The sequence below is a fragment of the Sporomusa sp. genome, from assembly GCF_035561255.1.
In the GTDB taxonomy this organism is placed as follows: Bacteria; Bacillota; Negativicutes; order Sporomusales; family Sporomusaceae; genus Sporomusa.
Window position 1 is genome coordinate 1 of record NZ_DATMXX010000274.1, and the last position, 6,325, is coordinate 6,325.

Annotated in this window: 7 protein-coding genes; 1 reads left to right on the top strand and 6 read right to left on the bottom strand. The window is 42.6% G+C overall.

Annotated features, from left to right (window positions below; genetic code table 11):
* Window positions 1–314: 314 nt before the first annotated feature.
* Window positions 315–965: a flavodoxin family protein gene (locus VN379_RS15180; protein WP_325535314.1), complete on the bottom strand. Its 651-nt coding sequence runs from the start codon at window positions 963–965 to the stop codon at window positions 315–317.
* Window positions 966–1,085: 120 nt separating this feature from the next.
* Here VN379_RS15180 and VN379_RS15185 point away from each other — a divergent pair, with 120 nt between their 5' ends.
* Window positions 1,086–1,424 carry a helix-turn-helix domain-containing protein gene (locus tag VN379_RS15185; protein ID WP_325535316.1) on the top strand — a complete coding sequence of 113 codons (339 nt, stop codon included), beginning with the start codon at window positions 1,086–1,088 and terminating at the stop codon, window positions 1,422–1,424.
* A 376-nt stretch (window positions 1,425–1,800) separates the two neighbouring features.
* On the opposite strand, the gene VN379_RS15190 is transcribed toward VN379_RS15185, so the two are convergent.
* Genes VN379_RS15190 through phnC form a run of 5 tightly spaced genes read right to left on the bottom strand, consistent with a single transcriptional unit; the run spans window position 1,801 to window position 6,228 of the window.
* On the bottom strand, window positions 1,801–2,565 hold the full coding sequence (locus VN379_RS15190; RefSeq protein ID WP_325535318.1) for an HpcH/HpaI aldolase family protein: 765 nt from the start codon (window positions 2,563–2,565) through the stop codon (window positions 1,801–1,803).
* Between the two features lie 34 nt (window positions 2,566–2,599).
* Entirely contained in the window at window positions 2,600–3,481 is an 882-nt protein-coding gene (gene phnD, locus VN379_RS15195) for a phosphonate ABC transporter substrate-binding protein (RefSeq protein WP_325535320.1), read from the bottom strand.
* Window positions 3,482–3,499: 18 nt separating this feature from the next.
* Window positions 3,500–4,696 (bottom strand): pyridoxal phosphate-dependent aminotransferase, encoded by a 1,197-nt coding sequence (locus VN379_RS15200; protein ID WP_325535322.1) that lies wholly within the window; start codon window positions 4,694–4,696, stop codon window positions 3,500–3,502.
* A 15-nt stretch (window positions 4,697–4,711) separates the two neighbouring features.
* Entirely contained in the window at window positions 4,712–5,485 is a 774-nt protein-coding gene (gene phnE, locus VN379_RS15205) for a phosphonate ABC transporter, permease protein PhnE (RefSeq protein WP_325535324.1), read from the bottom strand.
* Window positions 5,482–6,228 (bottom strand): phosphonate ABC transporter ATP-binding protein, encoded by a 747-nt coding sequence (gene phnC / locus VN379_RS15210; RefSeq protein ID WP_325535326.1) that lies wholly within the window; start codon window positions 6,226–6,228, stop codon window positions 5,482–5,484. The genes phnE and phnC overlap by 4 nt, the downstream gene beginning before the upstream one ends.
* Between the last annotated feature and the right edge of the window lie 97 nt (window positions 6,229–6,325).

A 6,325-nucleotide genomic window follows, 5' to 3' on the forward strand; every position in this document is an offset into this window, starting at 1 on the left:
GTATGAAAAATCTTCCTTTATCGCAAAAATAGGAATGCCCACCTATCAAGGCAGAAAGGAAGATTTCTAATTGAATCACCCAAGATGTATTCGCGGAACTAAGGGTGTTGTCAGCTTCAAGATACAACCTAACAAAGCGGTCAGAATACTGTTGTTTAACGGAGTAATCCGCAAATAAATGTTCATGCCGTAAGAGCCGATTGCCACTCTTCCAAGTCGCGCTGTCTGTTTCTGGACTTTTATAGTCATATCTCTAATACATGCCCAGGCGATACCCATTCGAGTAGACAATCACTATCCCACGTATTTTGTTTTTAAATGAACTCAGTTGCAAATCTTACTCCCATGTCAAATGCTTTTTGACAATCAACGGGAAATACTTCTGCTCTTCTCTTAGCCTTCGCTTCAGCATCAAACAAGGTTGAGACCACCTTTGAGTAATCTTTAAACTGATACGTATCAAAACTAAGGAGCGACTCACAAGCCCCGAATGCCATTCGCATTCCAAATTCATTAAACTCAATAGGCTTATCCATTCCATATGTCTTTAGCATTTCTTCTGTTACATTCATTGTATAAATAAATCCGGTATTCATTTTCTTTGGAAAATACGATCTATGAGAATCACTGTACTCCACATACTGAAACAGTAAACGGTCCAGGAAAGCAGCCATCTGACCAGTTACCCTTCCCCAATAAATCGGAGAACCTAAGATAAGGGCATCGGCTGCCTCCACTTTTTTAAAGACTTCGGCCAGATCATCTTGTATGGGACACTTACCATAGCTTTTTCCCCCTATGATTTTACACGCAAAACAGCTGATACACCCTTTGTAGTTCAGATCATAAAGATGAATGAGTTCGGTTGTGGCTCCCTGTGATGCTGCCCCCTCAAGAGTGTTATTGAGTAGTGTGGCTGTGTTCCACGTCTTCCGTGGACTTCCGTTAACTGCAAGAACCTTCATTGGCTATTCCTCCATATGTTTGATATTTTATCTAGCTAATGTTAAAATAAGCATACCATCATTACTATAAGAATTGAAGTAGTTACATTTATTATAGTTACTATATTGGAGGAAAGTTAAGTGAGTAATACGGGTGAACCGAATAGTCGAAAATGTATCCAGCTAGAAAATACTCTTTCAATAATTAGCGGTAGGTGGACTCTTTTAATTTTAAGGGAGCTTTCTAGTGGAACTAAAAGATTTGCGCAATTGCAGAAGTCACTGAAAGGGATTAGTCCAAGAACGCTTTCATCTCGTTTACAAGAACTTGAGAAAAATAAAATAGTTGTCAAGAAGGTATACCCTGAGGTTCCGCCACGGGTTGAGTATTCTCTTTCCTCGCAGTGTGAAGGCTTAATAAAAATTCTCCGCGATTTGTCTGAATGGGCAGCAGAGCATTTCGAGCACGGGAAGGAATAAATTTGCCAACTTTTTGCCCGATAAAGTACACATATGAAACAATCTAATCACTTTCTTTCCGGTTTCAGTTGGTGGAGGTACCCTATCCTAACAAAACAACAAAAAAGCCGCTAATTCAGCGGCTTTTCAGCATTCCTGGATTTGTAAGGTCGCGGATCGCCTCCACCATGCAAATCCTCCCAAAATTAGATAACCTGAAGATCTCTGTATCGGGTATAATGGCGAACCGCCTTGCTACAACCGACTCAATGAAATCGTTCCGACTCAATCTGGCTGAAGACTAACACTTAAGCTGTCGCATAAATATAGAAAATGGTCTCAACCCTGGCATTATGCATTGGTTGAGACCATTTTTTCACATTGCTGGCCGCCTTTATCAGGATTTTTTTTGCGCTGCACGAAAAAATTCAGAACATCCACGGGCAAGCAGGGTCGTCAAATGAATATAGTAGTAAGTAACCCCTTGCTCCAGACGCATGGCCGTCAATTCAATGTTTCCTGCCGTACCTGCCGCTTTAGGGGATTTGTTAATTGTTCTAAAGGCGTTTTGCATCGCTTCGCGAACAACAGGATGCTCAGAATTCCCTGGATGACCTAATGACTGAGAAAGATCGGAGGGGCCGACGAATAAAACATCAATCCCTTCCACACCTGCAATTTCGGTGATGTTAGCAAGAGCATCCTTATCTTCTATTTGCACGCAAACTAGAATTTCGCGATTAGCCTGCTGCGTATATTCGCTAAGGGTAAGGTTGAAACCGTAGTTGGCCGCGCGCGTCCCTACCGCCAGACTTCGCGTACCAAGAGGATGATATTTTACAGCATCCACCACCGCTCTCGCCTCAGTTGCCGTGCTTACATGCGGAGCCTGAATCCCCATTACGCCGCGGTCCATGTACTGAAGTATTGTCTCTGCATCATTCTTAGGGGGCCGCACTATCGGGATTAGACCACTTGCTTGTGCCGCCATAGCCATAAGTTCAACCGTCTCCAACGACATAGAACCATGTTCGCAGTCAATAAGGACCCAGTCGAAGCCTAGCTTTCCAACCATTTCGACGATTTGTACCGAGGGGATCATGATGGAAACCCCGAATACCGCATTTCCTTGATTGAGTTGCTCTTTCATCCGATTAACCATTGATGATCTTCCTTTCTATAAATAGTATCATTTATCACTTAATTTTTGAGAGATCCAGTTTTAGCGCTTTGGCCGTATCGCGAATCAGTTGGAAGTTATCATCAGTGGCTGTTACATATTTGCTAGCGCTTAAGGGTTTTAAGACATCTGGCCGTAATTCGTGAACCTTAATCATCGCTTCAACAAACTTTTGCTTTAACTCCGGATCTATATCTTTGGCCACCGCAAACGGAGATTGGGGAATAGGCGGACAAGTATAGAACGTAGGCACTTCGTCTTTGGTAATAATTCCTTTTTTGATGGCGCGATTATAGGTCATTTCATCTATAGCTGCAGCATCAACTTGTTTGTTTTTTACCGCCAGCAGGGAAGCATCATGTCCGTTGGAGTAGATAACGGAAGCGAAATCCGGAGTTGACAGGCCATGATCTAATAAAACTTTGGCCGGAACAAGATAGCCTGAAGTGGAGCCGGGATCAGTATATGCCAGTGTCTTACCCTTTAAATCCTCTAGCGTTTTAATGCCGCTATCTTTGTATGTAACGAAATAACTGTTATAAGTCGGTGCCCCACTCTCGCCTACACGCACAACACACACTTCTGCACCGGCCCGCTCTACGGCCATAATGTACGAAAAGGGTCCAAACATGGCCGCATCGATATGTTTGGCTCTCATTGCCTCGACAACTGCATTATAATCTGTTGCCACATAAGGCTCGACCTTAACTTTCATAGATTCCTCCAGATAAGCGACTAGGGGTGAGAATTGTTTTAAAGTTTCTTGCCCGTTTTCGGAAGGAATGATACCAAGCCGAAATGTTTTCTCGGTTTTTGCCGTCTGACATCCGCTAAACAGCAGTGACATAGAAATAAAGATTGCTAGTACAACATAGCGGTTTAATAAATAGCTTCTCATGATCTTATCCTCCTCTTTTTAGTCTGTAAGTAAAGCGAGTGCTTTTTCCATTCTATCCATGGCAATTTCCAGATTCTGCAGGGAATTAGAATAGGAAATGCGTACGTAATCGGCCGCCTCAAATATAACTCCAGGCGACACTAAAACATTAGTTTCATTTAGTAAGTACATTACAAAGTCCATGGAGTTTCGAATCATGTAATCTTTGTATGACTTTCCAAAATAAAGCGATACATTAACCATGATATAAAAAGCTCCCTGAGGATTAAGAAAGAAAAGCCCGTCTATCCGCTGCAAACGCTGGACAATAAACCGTCTTCTCCGGTCAAATTCCTGGACCATATGTTTAATTGATTCTTTAGAGCTCACCAATGCGGCAACAGCTGCTTTTTGACTAATAGAGTTCATATTTGATGTCGTATAGCTTTGAATTAAACGCATAGCGTCAATAACTGGTTTCGGTCCAGCCGCATAACCAACCCTCCACCCTGTCATAGCGAAAGCCTTTGACAAGCCGTTGACTGTGATTGTCTTTGCCTTTATAGCACTGCTGATTGAAGCTATGGAGAAAAACTCTCCTTCATACGTTAAATACTCGTATATTTCATCAGAGATGATGTAAAAATTACACTCATGCGCCAGATTACCTATCTCCCGCAGCAAATCCCTACTATAGACCGCTCCTGTTGGATTATGAGGATTTGTAAGTATAATCGCTTTTGTTTTGGAAGTAACGTGTTGCTTAATCTTATCTGCCGTTAAGACGGCGCCTCCCGGTTCTTCGGTATTGACAAAGACAGGTGTCGCTCCGATCAACTTAACCATTTCCGGATAACTGCCCCAACACGGGGTAGGTATCAATACTTCGTCGCCTTCATTACAAATAGCGTATAAGGCGTTTGCAAGAACCTGCTTGGCTCCAGTACTGGCAATGATATCCTCCGGTCTATATTCAACATGGTTTTCCTCACGCAACTTTGTACAAATCGCTTCCCGCAATTCATAGATACCCTCTATGGGCGTATATTGGGTAAACCCCTGTTCAATGGCTTCAATGGCTGCCTGGCAGATATGTTCCGGAGTATTAAAATCCGGTTCTCCCACATTCAGTGAAATGATTGGTCTGCCGGCTCTTTTAAAACTTTCAAGCTGACTGCGAAATTCCGCGCTGATATTGACATCCATCTTTCTCACTCGTTCACTCAAACTGATCATAATTTCCCTCTTTTCTTAAATAATCTTTGCCCGGATTCGATTATTGACTTGATCGATGATGCCAACTGTGATCAAGGTTAACAGCACAATCGCCAAAGCTTCCCGATATTGAAATAGTCTTATAGATGTAATAAGGTCGAAGCCTATACCGCCTGCGCCTACCATTCCCAGCACAGTCGCCGCCCTTATATTCACCTCCCAGCGATACAGAATGACAGTAATAATCTCCGGTAATACCTGAGGCAGCACAGCAAATTGCAAAACTTGACAGGTGGTTGCTCCCGTAGATGTAATGGCCTCAATTTCCCCTTTACTGACATTTTCAATTGCTTCGGCATAAAATTTCCCCAGCATTCCCGCCGAGTGTACCGCAAGAGCCAGTAATCCTGAAAAAGGACCCAGCCCTACTGCCGTTACAAAAACAAGTGCAACAATCATTTCCGATACCGACCGTGTGGAATTTAAAAGCGTTCTACAAAACCAGTAAACAATAGGATTAGGGGAAAAGTTAGCTGAGGCACCAATACCGATCGGCAAAGCAATAACAATCGCTAAAAACGTGCCGGCAACAGAGATTTCAACTGTTTGCAGAATGGACAGCGTCAACTCGTTTAATCGGGTAAAATCCGCTGGAAATGCATTCACAACAAATTTAGCCATCTCGGGCAAACCCTTTAGCAATTTGGTTAAAGAAAACCCAGCTTGCTGAAAACAAATCAGCACGACAACAAGTATTACCATGTAATACCAGCGAAAACGCGGCGCTAAATAAAGTCCCTCTTTTCTCACAAATTCACAACCTCCTCATGGTCGTATACCGAACAAATTTCATCGGCACTCGTTTTATTCGTGTCGTACTGGGCAATAATCTTTCCTTGCGTCAGGCCAATAATTTTTTTCGAATATTGCATAGCCAATTCCACCGAGTGTAGCGTTAATACCAGGCTAATCTTCTCTTCTTCGCTAATTTTAGTTAATAGGTCAAGAATTACCAGCGCTGTTTTAGGATCTAAGCTGGCTACAGGCTCATCAGCCAGCAAGACTTTCGGGCGTTGCACCAAAGCTCTGGCAATACCAACTCTTTGTTGCTGTCCGCCGCTTAATTGTCCCGCTTTTTGAAAGCGCTTTTCATAAAGTCCCACTTTGTCAAGATATTGACAAGCTAGTTCATAATCGGCATTCGTAAATTTTGTTAGTAAAGACTGAAATAGCGAAGTATAGGCCAGCCGCCCACATAATACATTCTCCAGGACGGATATCCGCTTAATAAGATTAAACTGCTGAAAGATCATTCCTATCGATTTCCTGAATTCACGAAGTTTTTTAGGGTCACGTGATAGTGTTACATTGTCAACGGCAACTTGGCCACTATCAACGCTAACTAACCCGTTGATACACCGGAGAAGTGTTGACTTTCCTGCACCGCTGGGACCTAGTATAACGGTTGGCGTATACCGTTCAATGTGGCAAGACATGGATTGTAATACTAAATCATTACCAAATGACTTATTTACTTTATCTATGTATATCATCAACATCGCTCCCTGCCCCTGTTCTTACTAACGAAGCTCTGCAATATCTTCGTTGTAATTCATCATAACAGATTCTATTTGGAGTAATGTTATGGAA